This window comes from Acetoanaerobium pronyense (assembly GCF_017874355.1).
In the GTDB taxonomy this organism is placed as follows: Bacteria; Bacillota; Clostridia; order Peptostreptococcales; family Filifactoraceae; genus Acetoanaerobium; species Acetoanaerobium pronyense.
On sequence record NZ_JAGGLI010000020.1, the window covers coordinates 32,929 to 53,155 of the forward strand.

The 20,227-nt window shown below is 34.4% G+C and carries 16 protein-coding genes; 12 read left to right on the plus strand and 4 right to left on the minus strand.

The window, feature by feature from the left end; genetic code table 11:
* Positions 1-35 precede the first annotated feature (35 nt).
* Positions 36-1,478: a nicotinate phosphoribosyltransferase gene (locus J2Z35_RS09265; protein ID WP_209661122.1), complete on the minus strand. Its 1,443-nt coding sequence runs from the start codon at positions 1,476-1,478 to the stop codon at positions 36-38.
* 201 nt (positions 1,479-1,679) lie between these two features.
* Here J2Z35_RS09265 and metG point away from each other — a divergent pair, with 201 nt between their 5' ends.
* Positions 1,680-3,641, plus strand: a complete 1,962-nt coding sequence (gene metG, locus J2Z35_RS09270; protein ID WP_209661123.1) for a methionine--tRNA ligase — start codon at positions 1,680-1,682, stop codon at positions 3,639-3,641.
* Positions 3,642-4,412 (plus strand): TatD family hydrolase, encoded by a 771-nt coding sequence (locus J2Z35_RS09275; protein WP_209661124.1) that lies wholly within the window; start codon positions 3,642-3,644, stop codon positions 4,410-4,412.
* Between the two features lie 82 nt (positions 4,413-4,494).
* Here J2Z35_RS09275 and J2Z35_RS09280 read toward each other — a convergent pair whose 3' ends face one another.
* Entirely contained in the window at positions 4,495-5,334 is an 840-nt protein-coding gene (locus J2Z35_RS09280) for a hypothetical protein (RefSeq protein ID WP_209661125.1), read from the minus strand.
* Between the two features lie 50 nt (positions 5,335-5,384).
* Positions 5,385-5,864, minus strand: coding sequence for a hypothetical protein (locus J2Z35_RS09285; RefSeq protein ID WP_209661126.1), 480 nt, complete (start codon positions 5,862-5,864; stop codon positions 5,385-5,387).
* Between the two features lie 219 nt (positions 5,865-6,083).
* Here J2Z35_RS09285 and rnmV point away from each other — a divergent pair, with 219 nt between their 5' ends.
* Together rnmV and rsmA are read left to right on the plus strand one after the other, a co-directional pair.
* Positions 6,084-6,629, plus strand: a complete 546-nt coding sequence (rnmV, locus tag J2Z35_RS09290) for a ribonuclease M5 (protein ID WP_209661137.1) — start codon at positions 6,084-6,086, stop codon at positions 6,627-6,629.
* Positions 6,622-7,500, plus strand: a complete 879-nt coding sequence (rsmA, locus tag J2Z35_RS09295) for a 16S rRNA (adenine(1518)-N(6)/adenine(1519)-N(6))-dimethyltransferase RsmA (RefSeq protein ID WP_209661127.1) — start codon at positions 6,622-6,624, stop codon at positions 7,498-7,500. Before rnmV ends, rsmA begins: the two co-directional genes overlap by 8 nt.
* A gap of 16 nt (positions 7,501-7,516) precedes the next feature.
* On the opposite strand, the gene murC is transcribed toward rsmA, so the two are convergent.
* Positions 7,517-8,899, minus strand: coding sequence for a UDP-N-acetylmuramate--L-alanine ligase (gene murC / locus J2Z35_RS09300; RefSeq protein ID WP_209661128.1), 1,383 nt, complete (start codon positions 8,897-8,899; stop codon positions 7,517-7,519).
* A 189-nt stretch (positions 8,900-9,088) separates the two neighbouring features.
* On the opposite strand from murC, the gene purR reads away from it, so the two are divergent.
* The 8 genes from purR (at position 9,089) to J2Z35_RS09340 (ending at position 19,706) form a co-directional block, all read left to right on the plus strand.
* Positions 9,089-9,916 (plus strand): pur operon repressor, encoded by an 828-nt coding sequence (purR, locus tag J2Z35_RS09305; RefSeq protein WP_209661129.1) that lies wholly within the window; start codon positions 9,089-9,091, stop codon positions 9,914-9,916.
* An 81-nt stretch (positions 9,917-9,997) separates the two neighbouring features.
* On the plus strand, positions 9,998-10,300 hold the full coding sequence (gene spoVG, locus J2Z35_RS09310) for a septation regulator SpoVG (RefSeq protein WP_209661130.1): 303 nt from the start codon (positions 9,998-10,000) through the stop codon (positions 10,298-10,300).
* Between the two features lie 186 nt (positions 10,301-10,486).
* A complete protein-coding gene (glmU, locus tag J2Z35_RS09315; protein ID WP_209661131.1) occupies positions 10,487-11,851 on the plus strand; it encodes a bifunctional UDP-N-acetylglucosamine diphosphorylase/glucosamine-1-phosphate N-acetyltransferase GlmU in 1,365 nt (454 codons plus the stop codon).
* 18 nt (positions 11,852-11,869) lie between these two features.
* Positions 11,870-12,829, plus strand: a complete 960-nt coding sequence (locus J2Z35_RS09320; protein WP_209661132.1) for a ribose-phosphate diphosphokinase — start codon at positions 11,870-11,872, stop codon at positions 12,827-12,829.
* A gap of 78 nt (positions 12,830-12,907) precedes the next feature.
* Positions 12,908-13,468 (plus strand): aminoacyl-tRNA hydrolase, encoded by a 561-nt coding sequence (gene pth, locus J2Z35_RS09325; protein ID WP_209661133.1) that lies wholly within the window; start codon positions 12,908-12,910, stop codon positions 13,466-13,468.
* 21 nt (positions 13,469-13,489) lie between these two features.
* Positions 13,490-16,885 carry a transcription-repair coupling factor gene (gene mfd, locus J2Z35_RS09330; protein WP_209661134.1) on the plus strand — a complete coding sequence of 1,132 codons (3,396 nt, stop codon included), beginning with the start codon at positions 13,490-13,492 and terminating at the stop codon, positions 16,883-16,885.
* Between the two features lie 35 nt (positions 16,886-16,920).
* Positions 16,921-17,922, plus strand: a complete 1,002-nt coding sequence (locus J2Z35_RS09335; RefSeq protein WP_209661135.1) for a peptidylprolyl isomerase — start codon at positions 16,921-16,923, stop codon at positions 17,920-17,922.
* 194 nt (positions 17,923-18,116) lie between these two features.
* A complete protein-coding gene (locus J2Z35_RS09340) occupies positions 18,117-19,706 on the plus strand; it encodes a putative polysaccharide biosynthesis protein (RefSeq protein ID WP_209661136.1) in 1,590 nt (529 codons plus the stop codon).
* Positions 19,707-20,227: the final 521 nt, after the last annotated feature.

Consider the following 20,227-nt stretch of genomic DNA (forward strand, 5'->3'; position numbering starts at 1 on the left):
ATGGAAAGTGCTAGACTTTCGAGCTGAGTATTTTTTTAGTCTAAAGCAGGAGCTTTTTTCTTTTCAATTAATGTTGTTTTTAATTTCCAGAGCTTTTCAGATAAATCCACCTTATATCTTTCAGGAGAGGATATTCTTAGATACTGAGGCCAGAAGGAATCTTTTTCTTCTTCTACATGGGATTTTATCTCAGTAACGCTTCTTCTCTCTCTTTGAAGATTTCCATCTACAAATAAAGGCTCAAGGAGTTCTTTGATATAATAATTATGAAAAACCTTTGTTTTCCAAGTATAGGTAGGGTGAAATATTTTAAGGGGCTTATCCTCATTGATTATTTCTTCATCAAGAAGCAGTAAATCAGCCTCTGCTTTGCCTGTCGATTTATTGTATATTCTTACTAGTTTTTTGTATCCTGGGTTATTTATCTTTTGAGGATCTTCAGATAGCTTTATTTTAGGAACTATTTCACCATTTTCCTCAGCTGCTGCAAGCTTGTATACTCCACCAAGGGATGGCCAGTCACTTGAAGTGATGAGCTTAGTTCCAACACCCCATACATCTATCTTAGCTCCCTGGCTTTTTAGGTTTGCAATAGCATATTCGTCAAGGTCATTTGAGGCTGTGATTTTAACATTTGGATATCCAGCATCATCTAGCATCTTTCTTGCTTCCTTAGACATATATTCAAGGTCTCCTGAGTCGATTCTGATGCCTTTACCTTCGTAGCCTTCTTCCCTTAGCTCATCAAAAACTGTGATAGCATTTGGGATACCGCTTTTTAGAGTATTGTAGGTATCTACAAGGAGCATAGTCTTTTCAGGATATGATTTTGCATATGCTCTAAAGGCCTCTATTTCTGTAGGGAATTTTTGTACCCAGCTATGTGCATGGGTTCCTAGTACAGGGATATCAAACATCTTTCCGGCAAGGACGTTTGAGGTACCAATGCAACCTCCTATTACTGCTGCTCTTGATCCATAAAGTCCTGCATCTGGCCCTTGAGCCCTTCTAAGTCCAAACTCCATGACTGGATCTCCAGCCGCCGACATACATACCCTAGATGCCTTTGTGGCTATAAGAGACTGGAAATTTATTATATTAAGGATAGTAGTCTCTACAAGCTGAGCTTCGATAGCCTTAGCTTTTACCCTTAGTATAGGCTCGTTTGGAAACATTATAGTTCCTTCTTTTACTGCATAAATCTCTCCAGTAAACTTAAAGCCTTCAAGATACTTAAGGAAATCATCTCCAAAGAGATTAAGACTCCTTAGATAGCTTATGTCTTCTTCTGAAAAACCTATGGATTCAATATAGTCTATAACTTGCTCTATACCACAGGCTATGGTGTAGCCACCGCTGCTAGGATTTTTTCTGAAAAAAACATCAAAAACAAGAGTATCTTCAGAAATACCTGACTTATAATATCCATTCATCATTGTCAGCTGATAGAGGTCTGTCAGCATAGTCAAATTATTCATCCAAAAAACACGCCCTTTTATTTTAAAGTATTTAATCTCAAACGATACTTTAATTCTATCAGTATTTAACATAAAAACAATATATAAAAACATTGTTTTTTCTTTAACTAATTGAGCATATGCCTTTGATTGACATTAATTTGCCTGTATTGTATGATAAAACGTATAAATCAATGCATTTGAATACTTGGAGGGATAGCCTTGTCTAAAAAAACTTTTTATGTAACCACACCAATTTATTACCCAAGCGGAAGACTTCATATAGGACATACCTATACTACAGTAGCAGCGGATGCCATAGCTAGATATAAGAGATTTACAGGACATGATGTAAGATTTCTTACTGGTACAGATGAGCATGGAGAAAAAATACAAAAAACAGCAGATGAAAAGGGCATGGCTCCTATAGATTATCTAGATGACATAGTAGGAGATATCAAAAAACTTTGGCAGACTATGGAAATATCTTATGATGATTTTATAAGAACTACAGAAAAAAGACATGAAAAGGCTGTACAAAATATATTCCAAAAGCTTTATGACCAGGGAGATATATACCTTGGAGAATATGAGGGATGGTACTGCGTTCCTTGCGAAAGTCTATGGACAGATACTCAGGTAGGAGATGACCATAAGTGTCCGGACTGTAAGAGAGATGTTCAGAAAAAGAAGGAAAGCTCATATTTCTTTAAGCTTTCTAAATATCAGCAAAGACTAGTAGATTACTATAATGCAAATCCTGATTTTTGTTTCCCAGAGTCTCGTAAAAATGAAATGCTAAACAACTTTATAAATGCAGGACTTGAAGACCTTTCAGTGTCAAGGACTACCTTTGACTGGGGAATAAAGGTTCCTTTTGATGAAAAACATGTAATCTATGTATGGATAGATGCACTTTGTAACTATATTACAGCTCTTGGATACGAAGGTGAAGACTCTTCATTAATGGATAGATACTGGCCTTCAAATGTACAAATAGTTGGAAAGGAAATTGTAAGGTTTCACACTATAATTTGGCCTGCACTTTTAATGGCTCTAGACCTTCCTCTTCCTGAAAAAGTATATGGCCATGGCTGGATTTTATTTTCAGAAGACAAAATGAGTAAATCAAAGGGAAATATAGTATATCCAGAGCCTATAATAGAAAGATATGGGATAGATTCTTTAAAGTACTTCCTTCTTAGAGAATTTACATTTGGGCAAGATGGAAACTATACAAACAGAAACTTCCTTACAAGGATAAACTCAGACCTTGCAAATGACCTTGGAAATCTTCTTTCAAGAACGATATCCATGATAGAAAAATATAACGACTGTATAATACCTTCACCTAAAACAAGTGGCGGTTTCCATGATGAACTAAAATCTATAGCGGAAAGTATGTCAGCAAAGGTAGACAGTGCTATGGATAGACTTCAGTTTAATGAAGCCCTTGAAGAGGTATGGAAGCTAATAAGAAGAAGCAATAAATATGTAGATGAGACTATGCCTTGGGCACTTGCTAAAGATGAGTCTAAAAAGGATGAACTTGATACAGTTCTTTATAATCTAGCAGAATCATTAAGAATTGCAACTGTAATGATTAGTCCTATCCTTCATATCACTGCTGATAAGATATTTAATCAACTTGGAGTATCTGAGGATATAAGGACTTATGAAAGTAGCAAGGCGTTTGGACTTATAAAAGAGGGTACAAAAATCAATAAGGGAGAGATACTTTTCCCAAGACTTGACATAGATAAGGAGCTAGGCGTAATGGAAGAAATGTTTGGAAAGAAAAAAGAAGAAGTTAATGAGCTTCCGAAAGAGGAAATCAAAGAAGAGAAAAAAGGCAAAGAAGAAATAACAATAGATGATTTCGCAAAGGTAGAGCTAAAGGTTGGAAAGGTTTTAGAGGCAGAAAAGCATCCAAAAGCAGACAAGCTTCTTGTATTTAAGATAAAGCTTAAAGATGAAGTAAGGCAAATAGTGTCAGGTATAGCTAAGTTTTATGACCCAGCAGAGCTGATAGGCAGAAATGTTGTAGTAGTTACAAATTTAAAGCCTGTAAAGCTAAGAGGAATAGAATCCCAAGGAATGATACTTTCGGCTGCTACAGAGGATGATTCAAAGCTTGTTCTTATTTCCGCACAGGATATAGAAGATGGAGTAGAGGTGAGATAATTGCTTTTTGATACCCACGCTCATCTAGATGATTCTAGATTTGACAGTGACAGAGATGAGCTAATAGAAAAGATTCATAATGAGGGAATATCTCTGATTGTAAATCCAGGAGCAGACATTGACTCTTCCAAAAGAGCAATAGACCTTGCAGCAAGATATGATTTTATATATGCAACTGTGGGAGTACATCCCCATGATGCAAAGGATTTGAAAGAAGAAGACTTTGAAAAGATTGAGGAGATGGCAAAGGCTGACAAGGTAGTTGCAATAGGAGAGATAGGCCTTGATTATTATTATGATAATTCTCCAAGAGAAATCCAAAAACAAGTTTTTATTAGACAGATAGAGATTGCAAATAGACTGGGACTTCCAATAGTGATTCATAGTAGAGATGCATCACAGGATACCTATGACATAATAAAAAAATATAAAAAAGATGATATAGGATGTCTACTTCACTGCTATGGTCAGAGCTTAGAAATGGCTGAGCTTTATATAGAGATGGGCTGTTATATATCCTTTGCAGGTCCACTTACTTTTAAAAACAGTCATAAGCTAAAAGAGATTGCGAGAAGCATTCCCTTTGAAAAGATTCTGATAGAGACGGATACTCCATATCTTACTCCAGAGCCTTTTAGAGGAAAGCGAAATGACCCTTCAAAGGTTAGATATGTAGCACTAGAGCTAGCCAAGCTAAAGAACATAGACCCTCAGCAGGCAATGGAAATCACAATGAAAAATGGGCTTGAATTTTTTAGTATAAAGCTGTAATACAAATCAAAAATCAAAAAAAATAAAAATCTCCACAAAAGCTTATATAAAGGGCTTTTGTGGAGATTTTTTAATAAAAACTCTAGTTTTTTAAGTCTCTAACAGTACTAATTAGATGATAAAGATGCTCCTTGTTCTTTTCTTCAAATAAACCAAGGCTGTGCTTTACATTTGAAGAAGTGATTTCTAAAGAAACATAGTCATTGTCAGCATAATCCTTTATGTCAATCTTATCTATATTTGATAAAGAGACAAAGTTCCAAATGACGCAGAGCTTAGAAGGATTTGTTTTGTCAGGCTCTTCTTTTATATTTATAAGCTCATCATCTGTTAAAAATGTAATATGATTATATGTCATCTCTTTATTTTCTTTAGAGGATATAAATGGGTTTTGAAATAATAGATAACGAATGATGAAGCCTTCATCTAAAACGTCATTGATATAATTTTGAAACTTATAGTCAAGTTTTTTGATATCATAAGCTTCAGAGTAGTTTAATTCAACATGATGATTAGATTTATTTGAAAGCCTCACCACATCAATAAGATTTTTAAAAAGAGGCTCCATTACAGTATTGAAATCCATAAAAAGCCCATCGGAAAATTCATCTGGCGTCTTTAGTCTTAGCCAAGAATAAAGAAGTATCTTACCATGCTCTACTGAAAAAATATCCTTTGTATTTAAAGTAAAGGATTCTATTTTTCCGTTATCCAGTTCCTTTAAAAGGTAGATATTATCTGAATAAGAATAGATTATTTTATCAAGAGCTATATTTTCCTCGTTGGGATGCTGAGGCATATGAATCATAAGAGGAAGATTTTCCATTGAAAGTACATATGGGTCTATGTGGCCTATGAATTTTTTTGGTATTTCATTTTTTGATTTTATCTCCCTCGCCCATAAGGGGGTATCTGATGTCATACTCTCACCTCCACAAAATTTTTAATGATAACTAATAGAATTATCTTTAATTAATAGACTTTTAATTTTTCAGGAGAATACTTATCTATTATCTGTACGATTTGTTCCTTGGAATCAAGAGGGTTCTCTACTATTAATATAAGTTCTCCCCTTTCTTCTTTAAATGAAAGGTCTTTGGAAGAGACCTTGTCTAAAGCTGAAAGAACAAAAAGACCTATAAGCCCTCCTGATGCAGCACTTGCGATTATGATAAGGAGCATTGCTGCAAATGTCCCTATTGACGCAAATAGATTAATTTCTACAATTACTGCAAACAAGATACCAATAATACCACCAAGGACTACTCCTGCCTTCGTACTTATTTTGGATTTGTGTTCTCTAGACATGTTCTTAATTTGATGCTCAGGTTGATGGTATTCGTGTTGAGCCACAGTATAGGCTCTTGAATCATGAGGAAGGTTTTTTCTCACTTCCAATAGACAATCATGTGCATTCTTATTATCATTAAAAAAAGCTAAAATACTGGGCATAAACTCACACCCTTTCCTAGATTTGTTTATTTTATACCCTAATATTTGGAAAATATCACAGTAATTCCTCTAATGGTTATTGTTTTAAAAGGAGACTTTTTTATATTTGCATGATATTATAATAGAGTTGAATTTTTTTATAAGAAAACCGATGATTAAAAATTTAATTTATATTTACATTTAATAGATGATTAGATGTGGCTGAAAAGTGGTGGATTTATGATAAAAGAAGTAATAGTTGTTGAAGGTAAGGATGATATATCAGCTGTAAAAAGAGCTGTAGATGCAGAAGTCATAGCAACAAATGGATACGGCTTTCCAAAAGGGGTAAGAGAAAGAATAATAAAAGCAAATAATGAAAGAGGAATTATAATACTTACTGACCCTGATTATGCAGGAGAAAGAATAAGAAGCAAAATAGCGGCTATGGTGGATAATTGCAAGCATGCTTTTATTCCCCTAGAAGATGGAATGAAAGATGGAGATATAGGAGTTGAAAATGCTTCAAAAGAAGCTGTTATAAAGGCTCTACAAATGGCTAGATTTGAAGAGGTAGTGAAGAGGACGGAGTTTACAAAAAATGATATGATTAAATATGGTTTGTCGGGTTCAGATAGCTCCAGTTATAAAAGGGCATTTTTAGGAGAGAGGCTTGGCATTGGATATTGTAATGCAAAGCAATTCTTAAGAAGATTAAATAATTATGGAATCACGCGAAAAGAATTTGAAAAGGTAATTTCTGAATTGGAGGAGATTTATGGATAGGTTAGCATCCCATAAAGTCACAAAAGATATTGTTAGCAAGTATGGATTTAGATTTACAAAATCCCTTGGTCAAAACTTTCTTATAGATGAGGGAGTTTTAGAAAAAATTGTAGACGCAGGAGACATCACAAAGGATGATGTGGTAATAGAGATTGGTCCGGGGATTGGTACTTTAACTAAGGAACTGTCTTTAAGGGCAAAAAAAGTGGTTTCTATAGAAATAGACAAGATGCTCATTCCCATACTCAAAGATACTCTATCAGAGAGGGACAATGTTACTATAATCAATGAGGATATATTAAAAGCAGACATAAAAAGCATAGTAGATGAATATGCAGATGGAGAACCTGTAAAGGTTGTGGCAAATCTTCCTTACTATATAACGACTCCTATAATAATGAGGTTTTTGGAAGAGTATATACCTATGAGCATCATGGTTGTAATGATTCAAAAAGAAGTGGCTGATAGGATAAATGCAAAGCCATCCACAAAAGACTATGGAACCTTGTCAGTAGCTGTCCAGTATTACTGCAGTACTGAGATAGTTGCCAAGGCGCCAAAGGGAGCTTTTATACCTGAGCCTTCTGTGGATTCATCTGTCATCAAGCTTACTGTAAAGGAAAAAAGAGATGTGCAGCTCAAAGATGAGCATTTGTTTTTTGAAGTTGTAAAAGCCAGTTTTTCAAAAAGAAGGAAGACTCTTCTTAATGCCCTTTCATCATTTGGAACATTGGGAGAAAAAGATCAAATGAAATATGCCCTTGAAAAATCAGATATAGACCCTCAAAGACGGGGAGAAACTCTAGATATCTATGAATTTGCCAGACTTTCAAACGAAATATTTGAAATAAAAAAAGGATTAAAGGGATAAACCCTTTGATCCTTTTTTAAACTGCTGCATTTTCTATATTTGAGCTTAAAAGCTCAAGTAGGTAGTCCCCAACTGTATAGACATCCCCAGCCCCCACAGTGAAAATAATATCATTTTCTTTAAGTACTGTTGCTAGATATGAAGACACTTCGTTTAGATCTCCGATATAAATTGCATCTTTGCCGTGTTTTTTTATTTCTGCTACAAGATCTCTTGAATGAACTCCGAGGTTGTCTTTTTCTCTTGAAGCATAAATATCAGAAATAATAACAACATCTGATTCGAAAAAAGATTCTGCAAACTTATCCATAAGCTCTTTAGTTCTTGAATATGTGTGTGGTTGAAAAACCGTATAGAGTAAACTCTTTTGCAATCTGCTTGCTGCCTTTAGTGTTGCCTTTAGCTCAGTTGGATGATGAGCGTAGTCATCATATATCTTTATTCCATTTATTTCACCTTTGAGTTCAAATCTTCTGCCTACTCCACTATAAAGCTCTATACCTTCTTTTATATGACTCAAGTCAATGCCTGATACATAGGATGCAAGTATAGAAGCACAGGCATTATAGATATTATGTTCTCCTGGAACCTTTAGAGAAAACCTCCCTAAAATCTTGCCGTTTAGACTAAGTGTAAAGCTTGGCAATCCAAAGCCATCATATATTATATCTTCTATAATTCCATTGTTTTCATTTGATTGACCGAAATAAATAATATCCTTATCCAAATTATGTAGTGCGTTTCTTACATTTTGATCATCACCATTTGCGATTACATATCCATCTGGCTTGACCTGATTTGCAAAGCTTCTAAAAGAAGCCTCTATTTGAGCGATATCTTTAAAATAATCAAGATGATCCTCTTCTATATTGAGTATTACAGCAATTTTGGGATAGAATTTTAAAAAGCTGTCAACATACTCACAAGCCTCTGTAATAAAATACTCAGAATCTCCAATGCGTACATTTCCATCTATATCCTTGAGGTTTCCTCCAACTAATATTGTAGGGTCATTGTTTGAGACTTTAAATATTACAGAAGACATAGACGTTGTTGTAGTCTTTCCGTGGGTACCTGAGATGGCTATTGAATTTTCATATTTACTCATTACCTCACCAAGGAAGGTTGCTCTGTCCATTATATTAATACCAAGTTCTAAAGCTCTTTGAAGCTCTTCGTTATCTTTTTTTACTGCGGCTGTATAAACCACAAGATTTATGCTCTGATCTATATTATCTGCATTATGTCCTAGATGAATCTTTGCACCAAGCTCCTCTAGCTTTTTTATAGAACTGTTTTCGGCAGAGTCTGAGCCGGTAACCTGATACCCAAGATTAATACAAATTTGGGCTAGACCGCTCATGCTAATTCCGCCTATTCCGATAAAATGAATATGCATATATTTACACCCCTTAATATACTGCTCTCGACTAAATTATAATTATAGCATAAATTATATAAAAATTCCCAGGAAATTTCGTGTACCTACTTTTAAAAAGCTAACAAAAATGATATATTTATCTATAAATGTACGTCAATATCAAGAAAAAAATAGATAAACAATATAAGAATATGGGGAGATAACTATATGAAGCTAAAAAGAAACGAACGAATAGGGGCTATAGTAAAAATTCTTTCTGAACATCCCAACAAAACTTTCACTCTTAGTCATTTCACCGAAAAATTCAATACGGCAAAATCCACTCTAAGTGAAGATATAATGCTTGTAAAAGGAGTATTTGAGAAGCTTAACCTTGGAAAAGTAATCACTATTCCGGGAGCATCTGGAGGAGTAAGATATATCCCTTTTTTATCAAAAGCTGACTCTATGGAATTTCTTGAAGGAATAAGCAAAAAAATAGAGGATAAGGAGAGAATGCTTCCAGGCGGTTTTCTTTACCTTATTGACGTTATTTATGACCCAGATATAGTAGCCACTATTGGAAAAATATTTGCATCAATTATAGATTATTCCAAGGTTGACTATCTAGTAACTATAGAGACAAAAGGTATACCTATGGCTCTTATGACCGCGAAGGCTATGAATATACCTCTTTTAATTATAAGGAAAAACTCGAAAATATCTGAAGGCTCATCCCTTGGAATCACATATGTTTCTGGGACAAGTGGAGCAGTGCAGAGCATGAGTCTTCCAAGGAGAAATATAAAAGAAGGCTCAAAAGTCATACTTATAGATGATTTCATGAGAGGTGGAGGAACCATAAAGGGAATGCACGACCTCATGAAGGAGTTTAGAGCGGAAGTTGTTGCAACTGGAGTACTGATATCAACAGTAAAACCTAAAGAAAAAATGATAGATAATTATATCTCTTTACTTGAGATAGAAGAAGGCAATGGAGAAAATATAGTAAGACCTAGCATGAGCTTCCTTGAGAAAATTTCTGAAAATTTGTAATTAATTAGCAGGAATTTTCAGATTTTAGTAGAACTAAGACTATTAAGACTAAAATATCAAAGCTAAAAGGAGTGGATCCACATGGAAATTACAGATGTTAGGGTAAGAAAACTCTCTGAGGAAGGAAAAATGAGGGGGATAGTTTCTGTTACCTTCGACAATGCTTTTGTTGTCCATGATATCAAAATTATAGAAGGGCAGAGCGGACTTTTCATAGCTATGCCAAGCAGAAAAGTAGGAGAAGGTGAATTTAGAGATATAGCCCATCCGATAAACTCTGAAATGAGAAAATCCCTTCAAGATGACATCTTAAGAGCTTATGAAGAAGCGAAAGTAAGAATGGAAGTAGAAGAAGACACAGATTATATACCAGAAGAAGTATAAAACCTTTTCAATCAATAAAGATTAACAGGCGAGCCTTGCTTAAGGAAGATTTTTCATAAGCATAAGGTTCGTTTTTTTGCATATTATTATTTTATCTTTCTATACTTTTCTTATAAAAAGTGCTATCATATTACATGTAAAAGACGAATATAGCTATAAAAAAATAATATAAAGTGAGGGTATGTCATGAACTTGAAGGTAGTAATCCTTGCTGCAGGACAGGGAACTAGGATGAAATCCAAACATCCAAAGGTTTTGCACAAGGTAATGGGTAAAGCCATGCTTGATCACGTTATTGAGGAATGCAAAGACCTTAGTGATAGTAAACCTGTAGTTGTAATAGGTCATATGGCAGAAGCTTTAAAAGACCATCTAAAGGACAGTGCTGACACCGTGATTCAAAAAGAGCAGCTTGGAACAGGTCATGCCGTAATGATGGCTGTATCCCATATTAAAGATGAAGAACCTGTCTTGATACTATGTGGGGACACACCACTAATTAAAAAAGAGACACTATGTGCTATGGCTAAGCTAAAGGCCGAGGGATATAGTGCTGTTGTCATGAGCTCGATTATAGAAAATCCTAAAGGCTATGGCAGAATCCTAAGAGATACTGAAGGGGAATTTTTAAGAATCAAAGAGCAAAAGGATGCTGATGAGGAAGAACTTAAAATTAGAGAAATAAATGCAGGAATGTATATAATAGATGGAAAATCCCTAAAGGAAAATCTTCAAAAGCTAAGCTCAGATAATGCCCAAAATGAATATTATCTCACAGATGTGCTTGAGCATATTAAAAAAGAAAATAAGAAAATAGGGATTTTTATAGCAAATGAAAATGAGATACTTGGAGTAAATAGCAGAGTACAGCTTGCCCAGGCAGAGATGGAAATGAAAAAGAATATAAACACTTTTCATATGGAAAATGGTGTAACATTAATAGATCCAGAGAATACATATATAGATAAAGAGGCTGTTATAGGAAGAGATACAATTATTTATCCTAATGTTAGAATAATAGGAAAAACTATAATAGGTGAAGACGTAACTATAAGAGAAAATACTACAATAGAAAACTCTAAAATAGAAGATAATGTAGTAATAAAGAGCTCTACTATAACAGAAAGCGTTGTTGGAGAGAACTCTACAATCGGCCCTTATGCCTACTTAAGACCAAAGAGCATTATTGGAAAGAATGTAAAAATAGGGGACTTTGTGGAAGTGAAAAATGCTGTAATTGGAAATGGTTCAAAAGCATCCCATCTTTCATATATTGGAGATGCAGATGTAGGTCAAAATGTAAACATAGGCTGCGGAGTAGTGTTTGTAAATTATGATGGAAAAAACAAACATAGAAGTACAGTTAAGGACAATGCATTTATTGGCTCTAACTGTAACGTCGTAGCTCCTGTAATTATAGAAGAAAAAGCTTATATAGCTACAGGCTCTACTGTCACAATTGATATTCCAAAGGATTCACTGTGTGTAGCAAGAGCAAGAGAAGTAATAAAAGAAGGATGGACAAGTAAAAAAGGTATTCTTAGCAAATAAAATTAGGAGGGTATAATAATGAATACTAGTGGCAGTGAGATTAAAATTTTTTCAGGCAATGCTCATAAAGAATTAGCGCAAGATATAGCTAAAGAGCTAGGAGTTCCTATAGGTTCTGCTGAAGTAGGGAGATTTAGTGACGGTGAGATATCTGTAAATATAAGCGAAACAGTAAGAGGGGTAGATGCTTTTATAATCCAGCCTACATCATCTCCTGTAAATGGAAATATAATGGAACTTCTTATAATGATAGATGCTTTCAAAAGAGCATCCGCAGGAAGGATTACAGCTGTAATTCCATACTATGGGTATGCAAGACAAGACAGAAAAGCTAAGGCAAGAGATCCAATCACTGCTAAATTGGTTGCAAATCTTATAACTGCAGCAGGTGCTGATAGAGTTCTTACAATGGACCTTCATGCAGCTCAGATTCAAGGATATTTTGATATTCCTCTTGACCATCTTTTAGGAGTACCAATACTTGCCCAATACTTCAAGAAAAAAAATATAGAAGACCTTGTAGTAGTTTCTCCTGACCTTGGAAGTGTTACTAGAGCAAGATCATTTGCAGAAATATTAAATGCTCCTCTTGCTATCATAGATAAAAGAAGACCAAAGGCAAATGTATCAGAGGTTATGAACATCATAGGAGATATAGAAGGAAAAAATGTAATCATAATAGATGATATGATAGATACAGCAGGGACTCTGACAAATGGGGCGGAAGCTCTTATGAAATTTGGAGCAAAAGAAGTGTATGCTTGCTGCACTCATCCTGTACTTTCAGGACCTGCCATAGATAGACTTGAAAAATCCTGTATCAAAGAAGTAGTAGTACTTGATACTATACCTCTAGATGAAAGCAAAAAAATAGACAAAATAAAAGTAGAAAGTGTAGCTCCAATATTCGCATCGGCTATAAGAAAGATTTTTGACAATGAATCTGTAAGTAAATTATTTGCAGACCCGAAAAAATAAAAAACTTGTAACTACTAAGAGCCTAGTTTTAGGCTCTTTTTGGTCGTTTTAAAATTATTATACTTAGGAAGTGATTTTATGTACGTAATTGTAGGGCTTGGGAATCCAGGCAACAAATATGAAAGAACAAGACATAATGTAGGATTTATTGCTATAGATTTAATTGCAGCTAAGCATGGAATAAAGGTCAATAAGTTAAAGTTCAAGGCTCTAGTTGGTGAAGGATTTATTGGGAATGAAAAGGTGCTTCTTGTAAAGCCTCAAACCTTTATGAACTTAAGTGGAGAGTCTCTAAGGGAAATATGTAAATTTTACAAAGTAAAAAACGAAGAGATATTTGTCCTTTATGATGATATTGATCTTGATGTGGGACGCCTGAGAATTAGAAAAAAAGGAAGCTCTGGTACTCACAACGGAATGAAAAGCATAATATATAGCCTTGGTTTTGATGATTTTCCTAGATTTAGAATAGGAGTTTCAAAACCACAAAATGGTCAGGATTTGGCTAGCTTTGTACTGTCTAAATTCAGAGATGATGAAATCAAGGATATATCTAGGGCTATAGACAGTTCTGTAGAGGCTGTGGAAGTAGCTATCAAAGAAGGCATCGAAAAATCTATGAATTTGTTTAATATTTAAGAAACTCAAAGGAGAAACAATATGGAAGATATACTTCTTCTCAATCTAAAAAAACAAAAAGAGTTTTCTGCATTACTTGAAAACATAAAAAGTAAAAGATCTCCCCTTCTTGCAAATGGGCTTCTTACAGTTCAAAGAGCTCATATGGCATATTTTTTGAAGGAAAACCTCAATAAAAAAATAGTGATTGTAACTCCAAACGAAATAGAAGGGGAGAAGCTTTATGAAGATCTTTCTTTTTATACAAAGGGAAGAGCCCTTTTCTTAAAGAACGAGGAGACAAGGTTTTATTCTATTGAGGCAAAAGACAGAAAAGAAGAAACAAGGAGAATCAACACATTAATCACTTTAGCTTCAAATGATTATGATATCTTAGTACTTTCAGTAGAGACTGCTATGAGAAGGTATATACCTAAAGAGGTGTACCTTAACTCTATATTTAATATAACTCTAAGTGACGTTCATGAAATGGATGCACTAATCAAAACCCTTGTGAAAAACGGATATGAAAGAGAATCAAGAGTAGAGAGCAAGGGGCAGTTTTCTGTAAGAGGGGGAATACTTGATATTTTTACTCCAACTGAAGAGTTTCCTTTTAGAGTAGAGTTTTTTGGGGATGATGTGGATTCTATAAGGATATTTGACCCTTTGACTCAAAAGTCTCTAGATAAAGTAGAAAAAATTACAGTATCTCCTGCAAGAGAGTTTATAATGACAAAGGATTACAAAGAAGCAGGGGAAAAAATAAAAAAAGATTTAAAGGAAAACTCCAGCGAAGATATAACCTATGATATAGATAGAATAAGCCAGGGACATTATTTTGAAGGCATACAAAAATACATCAACTATATGTATGAAGGGAAAGACACCAGTATATTTTCATATATAGATAAAGATGCTATTTTTATAGTCAATGAACCAAATAGAATTATAGAAAAATCGATGAACTATTTTGAGGAGTTTATCGAAAACTATAAATCAGCCCTTGAAAAAGGATTTGCACTTTCAGGAGAAGGAAATCTCCTTTATACAATAGATGATTTGAGACATAAAATGGAAAGTCATTTTATAATACTCAATTCATTCCTTCCAAAATCTGTAAAGGGATTCAATACATCGTCTATAATAAACTTTGAAACTAGAGAGCCGATATCCTTCCAAGGGAAAGGACAGGCCCTTTCAGAGGAAATAGATTATCTAAAAAAACAGGGATACACGGTGCTTCTTGTTGAAAGAGATGAAGATACTGTGAGGAGTATTTATAAATCTCTACATGACTTTGGTATAGATGTAAAGTACTTTAAGGAAAGACAATCAGATATAGACTCAAATGTAGTGGGTCTTGTAAAAGGTAAGCTTTCAGAGGGTTACGTTTACTCTGCAAGCAAGCTAGCTGTTTTTACTGACAAAGAGATGTTTGGAGTATCTAAAAAAGGAAAAAAACAAAAAGCTGCAAAAAAATACAAAGGAAAAGCTATCGAAAGCTTTGTAGAGTTAAGTGTTGGAGACTATGTAGTTCACGAAAATTACGGAATAGGTAGATTTGCAGGTATAGAGCCTAAAAAGTTTGATGATATCAGAAAAGACTATATCAAAGTGGTTTATAGCGGAGGAGACGCTCTTTATGTGCCTCTTTCTCAAATGGACAAGGTTCAAAAATATATAGCTGGGGGAAACCAAGATACAGTAAAAATGAGTAGGCTTGGGACTCAAGAGTGGAAGAAGGCTAAGGCTAAGGTAAAAAAAGCAGTAGATGAGATTGCCCATGACCTTATTGAGCTTTATGCTCAGCGTAGAGATGCAAAAGGGTATAGCTTCCCTAATGATACAGTTTGGCAAAGAGAGTTTGAAGCACTTTTTCCATATGAGGAAACTAAAGATCAGCTAAAATCCATTGAAGATATCAAAAGAGATATGGAAAATATAAGACCTATGGATAGACTTATTTGCGGAGATGTAGGGTATGGAAAGACTGAGGTGGCTATAAGAGGAATATTCAAATCCTGCATGGCATCAAAACAGGTGGCGTTTCTTGTACCTACCACGATATTGGCCCAGCAACACTATAATACACTTAAAGAAAGATTTGGAAACTACCCTATTAGAATAGAGGTTGTAAGTAGATTCAAAACAAAAAAACAGCAAGAGCAGATACTGGAAGATGTGAGAAAGGGGCTTGTTGACGTACTTGTTGGAACCCATAGGCTTTTATCTAAAGATGTAAAATTTAAAGATTTAGGTCTTCTTGTTGTGGATGAAGAGCAAAGATTTGGAGTGAAACACAAAGAGGTTTTAAAGAAGATAAAAAATAATGTTGACGTAATTACTTTGTCTGCAACTCCAATTCCAAGAACTCTTCATATGTCTCTTTCTGGAATTAGGGATATGAGTCTTCTTGAAGAACCACCAGAAGATAGACATCCAATAATGACATATGTAACAGAAGCAAGAGAAGGAATAATTCAAGATGCTATAGAAAGAGAGATTGCAAGGGGAGGACAAGTATTTTTTGTATACAATAGAGTACAGACTATAGAAAAGATGGCTCAGCTTATTAAAAGACTAGTTCCAGATGCAGAGCTAGCGGTTGCTCATGGCCAGATGAGTCCAAGAAAACTAGAGAATATAATGTTGGGTTTCTTGGAAAAAGAATATGACATACTCTTAGCTACAACTATAATAGAAACTGGTATGGATATATCAAATGCAAATACAATGATAATATATGACTCAGACAAGATGGGTCTATCTCAGCTTTATCAGCTCAGAGGAAGGGTAGGAAGATCCTCAAGGCAGGCGTACGCATATTTTATGTACGAAAAGGATAAAGTTCTTACAGAAATATCTGAAAAGAGGTTAAAGGCTATAAAAGAATTTACAGAGTTTGGAAGTGGATTCAAAATAGCTATGAGAGACCTTGAAATAAGAGGAGCTGGAAACATCCTTGGAGAAAGTCAATCTGGACATATGGGAGAGATTGGTTATGACCTTTATGTGAAGATGCTTGATCAAGCTGTAAGAAAGCTACAAGGACAAGAAATCAAAGAAGAGATAGATACAGAAATAGAGCTTGATATAAATGCTTATATACCAGAGAGCTATATAGAAGATGAAATGACAAAAATAGAAATATATAAAAAAATTGCAGCTATAGAGAGTAAAGAGGATTATTTTGAAATAGAGGAAGAAATAGAAGATAGATTCTCTGATATACCTGATCCTGTGAGGAATCTTGTGATGATTTCTTATATCAAATCCATGGGCAAAAGACTTGGAATTAAAAAGATAAAACAGGAAAAGTCAGTAATCCATTTTATTGCAGAAATTCCTAAAGATAATATAAAACGTGACTTTAGAGAAAGTGAAGATTACAAGTTAGTTACAAAAATAGCTTCATTTTTAGAAATGATGTTATAATGACATTATTGAAATTTAGAGGAGTTGATTTAATAGTGAAAAAATTTTTAAGCGCAGTGCTTATGTTAGTTATATTAGTGACTGTAGCTGGTTGTTCAAATGAGAAAGCTGAAGAAAAGTATGTAGCAAAGGTTAATTCAGAGCAGATAAGCCTTACAGATTATGAGAAAAACCTTGCTATATTTAAAAAACAGATAGAAGCAACAGTGGGAGCCGACATATGGACGCAAGACGCTGGAGAAGGAAGGACTTACAATGATCTTTTCAGAGAGCAGATTCTTGAGAAGATGATAGAGGAAGAGGTTATAATACAAGATGCAGAGTCAAAAGGACTTTCTGTATCTGATGAAGAGGTAGAAACTCAGTTTGCAAACTTTAAAGAGCAAGTTAAAAATCTTCCTGATTATGATCAGTATCTAAAGGACAACAACATATCAGATGACTTTATAAAGATGCAGCTTAGAAAAGATGCCCTTATAAAGGTTAGCAAGGAACATTTTTTATCTGAAAATCCAGTTGAAGAAGCTGATGCACTTGCCTATTATGAAGAGAATGAAAGTGAGTTCAAATCTGAAGAAGTAGAAGCATCTCATATTCTTATTAAAACTGTGGATGACAATTTTGTAAGTCTTTCAGAAGAAGAAATTGCAGAGGCTAGAGCTTTAGCTGAAGATCTTTTAAACAGAGCAAGAGCTGGAGAAGATTTTAGTGAGCTTGCCCTTACTTATTCTGAGGACTTTGCATCTGCTCAAAATGGAGGCGACTTAGGATACTTCAAAAGAGGTGTAATGGTCAAAGATTTTGAAGATATGGCTTTTTCTATGGAAGAAGGTCAAATATCTGATTTAGTAGAGACTCAGTATGGGTTTCATATTATTAAAGTGACTGGAAAAAGAGTGGAATCTTCTGAGTTTGAAAGCGTTAAGGACATGATACTTAGCAGAATATCTGAACAAAGATATACTGAGTACGTTATGGCATTAAAAGATAGTGCAGAAATAGAAAAAAACGAAGAAGCCTTTAAGACTCAGGACTAAAGAAAATTTAAGATTAAATTTATTTAAGCTGAAGCTATTTTTTAAATGGCTTCAGCTTTTCAATATTATAAAATAAATTTCTGTGAAAGTATTTTGAAGTTAATATGTTCATTATATTGTAACTTTAATATAAGTGCTTTATTATGCTATAATCTTTAAGTTAAATAAAAGAAGAAGAATTAGGAGGAACAATCATGAGTAAGAACTCATTTGTGAAGGGAGCCTTTATACTAGGATCAGCTGGACTAGTTGTTAAGATTCTTGGAGCATTTTTCAGAATTCCATTAGGACGACTTATTGAAGGAGAGGGAATGGGTTATTACCAAACCGCCTATCCTATATATGTATTACTTTTAGCAATATCAACATCAGGATTTCCAATTGCCATATCAAAGATGGTTTCAGAAAGAAGAGCTCTTGGAGACTACAAAGGTGCCCATAGAGTTTTTACTATTACATTTAGAATATTGCTCGTACTTGGGATTGTAACATTTTCCATGTTTTTCTTTGGTGCTAATTTTATTGTTGGGACCTTATTTAAAAACCCAAAGGCATATTATTCCATGCTTAGTTTAGCGCCAGCACTCCTATTTGTTCCAATAATGGCGGCTTTTAGAGGGTATTTTCAAGGAAGAAATAACATGACTCCTACAGCGGTCTCTCAGATTATTGAACAGGGAGCACGTGTAGGATTTGGACTTGTTCTTGCATACATATTGATGCCAAGAGGAGCTGAGTATGCAGCAGCGGGAGGATCGTTTGGAGCCACTGCCGGAGCTATATTTGGTATGATTTTTATAATATTTGTATATAGACTCAACAAACCTAAGATAGACAAAGAATTAAAAAGAAGTGAACATTTTCCTGAGGAGCCAGTAAATGAAATTATTAAAAACCTTCTTATTATAGCAATACCTATAATTATTGGAGCTTCTGTGCTACCTATAATGAATATGATAGATGTGTCTATAGTAATGAGAAGACTTATAGCTTCAGGATATACTCAAGCAGAGGCTAACACTTTATATGGACAGCTTACAGGGATGGCGGCAACACTTATAAATCTTCCTCAGGTTCTTACAATGTCAATTGCCATGAGTATTGTTCCTATAATTTCTCAGTCACTTGCCGTTAATGACATAGACGAAGCCAGAAAAAATGCAAAGCTTGGAGTAAGGATGGCTATACTTCTAGGACTTCCTGCTGGTGTAGGACTTATGGTGCTTGCAACACCGATTATGCAGCTGCTTTATCCTTCAGAGCCTGCCTCGGTAGGTAAGATTTTATTTGTAATGTCAATTGGAGTAGTTTTTTTAAGTCTGATTCAGACATTAACAGGAATACTTCAAGGAATGGGAAAATCATCAATCCCTGTGATGAATCTCTTTATTGGTGCTATATTTAAATTTATTGCTACATATACACTTACATCTATTCCTTCTCTAAATGTAAGAGGAGCTGCTCTTGGTACGGTTATAGCTTATATTGTGGCTGGCGTACTTGATCTATACTGGGTTAAAAGGCTTCTAAAAATAGAATTTGAGATGGCTGACTTTGTAGTTAAACCTCTTATAACAGTATCTCTAATGGGCGTTGTAGCAAAAGTATCTCATATGATTCTAGTTTCTGCTTTAGGAAATTCATTAGCCACTGTGATAGCCATATCATTAGGGGCTATGGTTTATGGAGTGACCTTAGTATTAATTGGAGGAATTACTAAAGAGGAGATTGAAAGACTTCCAAAAGGTAAGAAAATAAGTAAATTTATTCCTGATAGAAAATAGGATTGCTATATTTTGGTTAAACCTATATATATGTATAAGTGAATTCATCTTTATGAAAGTAGAATATTTAAAATAAATTCTAAATAAATTATATAGTCTTAAAAATTAGGAGATTACTCAATTAAGAGTCTTTCTCCTATTTTTTATTGATAAAATGAAGTAATGATATTAAGGTATGAAGAAGAGCTTTACTTCTTTAACTAGTTACTTTTGCAAAAGAGTTATCAACAAGCGAATGTGGAAAAAAATGAATTACTTGCAAAAACACGGATTAGGGAGTTTTTTTATCTGTGGATAATGTGGATAGAAAAAAGCTTTGTTTTTTATAAAAACTTTTTTCAAAAAGTGTTGACGGTTTTTTATCCCCGTGATATATTAATACATGTCCTCAGCAGAGGAAAGCAAAACGGCCAAGCGGCCGAGAGTATGAACCTTGAAAACTGGATAGTAAACCATAAATAGCTTCTTAATTGAAGCAACACCATTTATGAAATAAGTCAGTTAATTTTAACTGAGTTTTA

Excerpts from the sequence above, each read along its gene's own strand:
- J2Z35_RS09265 (WP_209661122.1), bottom strand. The coding sequence starts at position 1,478 with ATGAATAATTTGACTATGCTGACAGACCTCTATCAGCTGACAATGATG.
- J2Z35_RS09280 (WP_209661125.1), bottom strand. The coding sequence starts at position 5,334 with ATGACATCAGATACCCCCTTATGGGCGAGGGAGATAAAATCAAAAAAT.
- J2Z35_RS09285 (WP_209661126.1), bottom strand. The coding sequence starts at position 5,864 with ATGCCCAGTATTTTAGCTTTTTTTAATGATAATAAGAATGCACATGAT.
- rnmV (WP_209661137.1), top strand. The coding sequence starts at position 6,084 with ATGATAAAAGAAGTAATAGTTGTTGAAGGTAAGGATGATATATCAGCT.
- rsmA (WP_209661127.1), top strand. The coding sequence starts at position 6,622 with ATGGATAGGTTAGCATCCCATAAAGTCACAAAAGATATTGTTAGCAAG.
- murC (WP_209661128.1), bottom strand. The coding sequence starts at position 8,899 with ATGCATATTCATTTTATCGGAATAGGCGGAATTAGCATGAGCGGTCTA.
- purR (WP_209661129.1), top strand. The coding sequence starts at position 9,089 with ATGAAGCTAAAAAGAAACGAACGAATAGGGGCTATAGTAAAAATTCTT.
- spoVG (WP_209661130.1), top strand. The coding sequence starts at position 9,998 with ATGGAAATTACAGATGTTAGGGTAAGAAAACTCTCTGAGGAAGGAAAA.
- glmU (WP_209661131.1), top strand. The coding sequence starts at position 10,487 with ATGAACTTGAAGGTAGTAATCCTTGCTGCAGGACAGGGAACTAGGATG.
- J2Z35_RS09320 (WP_209661132.1), top strand. The coding sequence starts at position 11,870 with ATGAATACTAGTGGCAGTGAGATTAAAATTTTTTCAGGCAATGCTCAT.
- pth (WP_209661133.1), top strand. The coding sequence starts at position 12,908 with ATGTACGTAATTGTAGGGCTTGGGAATCCAGGCAACAAATATGAAAGA.
- mfd (WP_209661134.1), top strand. The coding sequence starts at position 13,490 with ATGGAAGATATACTTCTTCTCAATCTAAAAAAACAAAAAGAGTTTTCT.
- J2Z35_RS09340 (WP_209661136.1), top strand. The coding sequence starts at position 18,117 with ATGAGTAAGAACTCATTTGTGAAGGGAGCCTTTATACTAGGATCAGCT.